The sequence below is a fragment of the Mesorhizobium sp. M7D.F.Ca.US.004.03.1.1 genome (genome assembly GCF_003998635.1).
Taxonomy (GTDB): domain Bacteria; phylum Pseudomonadota; class Alphaproteobacteria; order Rhizobiales; family Rhizobiaceae; genus Mesorhizobium; species Mesorhizobium loti.
On record NZ_RZQG01001573.1, the window covers coordinates 1 to 731 of the forward strand.

Here is a 731-nt window from a genome sequence, read left to right on the forward strand (position 1 = left end):
TCGACGAAGAGGCGCTTGTCAACGCCCTCAAGACAGGAAGGATCCGGGGTGCGGGCCTCGACGTCTTCAGACGCGAGCCGCTGACGGCGGATCATCCTCTGCGTTCCCTTAAAAACGTGGTGCTATCCCCACACGTGGCCGGTTCCACTGAAGCCTCGCTACAAAGGACAGCGGTCGCTGCGGCCGACTGCGCTCTTTCGGTGCTCGCCGGTCAGCGACCCGATACTTTGGTCAATGCTTCGGTCTGGCCTTCGAGACGTCTGCCCCAACAACAAATCTGACCTCGGGACACCCCATGCTTAACGCCGATATTGCGCTTGCCGGCCGTTTGCTCGACGCCTTGCAAGAGGCCAGCGTCGATGAGCCGGGCATTACACGTGATGCCTACGGCAAGGGTGAGGAAGCTGCCCATACTATCGTGCTCAAGGAGGCCGAAAGGCTCGGGTTGATCACGACACGCGACGCTGCGGGCAACCTTTTCATGACCTGGCCGGGCGAGCATAGGGAACGGGCGCCATGGATAGTCGGTTCACATCTCGACAGCGTTCCCCATGGCGGGAATTTTGACGGCGCGGCGGGCGTCGTTGCTGGATTGGCGGCTGTTTCCGCGTTGAAAGCGGCCGGCCTGAAGCCTCCCCGTCCGATCATTGTTCTTGCCATACGAGCCGAGGAGAGCACCTGGTTTCCAACGTCCTACATCGGAAGCCGTGCAGCCTTCGGCCAGTTAGAGC

At 61.3% G+C, this 731-nt stretch carries 2 protein-coding genes; both read left to right on the plus strand.

The features are described 5' to 3' along the window. The coding region (locus EN935_RS38785) for an NAD(P)-dependent oxidoreductase (RefSeq protein WP_281040420.1) at window positions 1–281 on the plus strand (281 nt) is incomplete at its 5' end. Window positions 282–295: 14 nt separating this feature from the next. Then, a partial coding sequence (locus tag EN935_RS38790; RefSeq protein ID WP_127374392.1) for a M20/M25/M40 family metallo-hydrolase occupies window positions 296–731 on the plus strand: 436 nt, incomplete at its 3' end.